1 protein-coding gene is annotated in these 1,552 nt (G+C 40.4%); it reads left to right on the top strand.

What is annotated here, in order from left to right:
• Window positions 1-290 precede the first annotated feature (290 nt).
• Window positions 291-1,552: S-layer homology domain-containing protein (locus RTK36_RS05205; protein WP_312045008.1), on the top strand; the 1,262-nt coding region annotated here is incomplete at its 3' end.

The following is a 1,552-nucleotide window of genomic DNA, read 5'->3' as shown; positions in this document are numbered from 1 at the left end:
AAATTCAAAACTGAGCAGTTGTTCTTTTGTCTACATGTAAAAAGTTTTCAAAATCTGGGTCCTTTCCTGAAATTTCAGTCCCGAAAAAAATTCATTACCCCTCAATCAAAGGTGCTACAAGTCATAACTTTTTTATGGAAAGGTCTAAAAATTCGGTTTTCTTTAGAATCAAAAAACATTCCTTCTTCACATCATTTGTATCTAAAATGAAAATCATATAAAAAACAGCCTGTTCTTTTTTTGTTTTAAAAGCATAAACTTGTACAAAGTCTGACAGGAGCGTGATACCAATGAAACGGTTATTTATATGGATACTAGCAATAGGTCTTTTATTAGGAGGGTGCAGCAGCGCCCCTCCTACAGAACCCAAAGGTCAAGCGGAACAAGGAACCATCGGAGATGATATCCCCATCACAAGGGGACAGGCGGCAAAAATGCTTGCTTTGGCATTTTACACACCCCAGGAGATTGAAAATTTACCACAAGATACCTCCTTTCCTGATGTGGCAAAGGAAGATTGGGCATATCCCTACATTAATGCCGCTGTGGAACTTAAATTCTTTTCCGGCGATGGAGAAGGCTTTCGCCCCGATGATGATTTACTGCTTTGGGAAGCTCAAATTTTGATGGATCGAGTGGCACCTGATTATGAAAAACGAATGGTGCTAACGGATGATAATAAAGAAATGGCAGTTGCTTATAGCCTCTGGACACAGCTTTTCGAGAAAGCACTAATGTCAAGGAGGGGAGAAGATAGTATCTATTCCTACGGAATCAAAAAAGAAACCCAGGTCTTATTCACAAATGGCCAAGAAAATCTCTTCGATGGTGGGATTTACGGGGCAGATGGGTACGATCTAACAGCTTATATAGACGAAAAAATTTCATTTTGGCAAAAAGATGGTGAAATCATCGGGTTACTCTCCGTGGATGAGACTACTCCTACCATTCAAAATATTTATTGCAGGAAAGAGGGAAATCAAATTATTGTAACAGGTGCCAGCGAAAAATCATATATTTTTGAAGGAACAGATTTTGAACCGGGACTTTGCAATGTGACCATTGAAAGCGGAAAAGCAACCGTGAAAGAAGGATCAAAGCTTACCGGCGAAGTAATAAAAAGAGTGGATAATAAAGAAATATACTTAAGTAGCAAAGGGAAGATGCAGTGGGCAGAGAACTTCCGTGTTTATGGACAGGATTTATCATGCCTCAATCAAAATGCCCTCATCTGCGGTACCGACTTGGCAGATTTCTATGTTTTGGATGATACGATTATGGGCGCTGTGATTCAAAAGGATGTTGTTCCTAAAAATATTCGTGTTCTTCTAGGTGGTGGATTGCAGAACTCGGTTACAATAAATGGTGCAGACGGTTTCTCTTTATCCAACGGCGTAGGAGAAAAAGACTTCAGTACTGGCACAGCTACCCTTACAGCAGATTTGGCTTGGTTTGACCACGGTATTGTGACTGTTTCAGGGAAGGTTCGTATGACCTTTGACAGCGGAGAAGAAAGAGCCTATTCCGGTCTCCTTGAAATGGAACGCATTGG

Source organism: Anaerotignum sp. (genome assembly GCF_031981185.1).
Lineage (GTDB): Bacteria > Bacillota > Clostridia > Lachnospirales > Anaerotignaceae > Chakrabartyella.
This window is presented reverse-complemented; position numbering and strand designations above follow the sequence as displayed.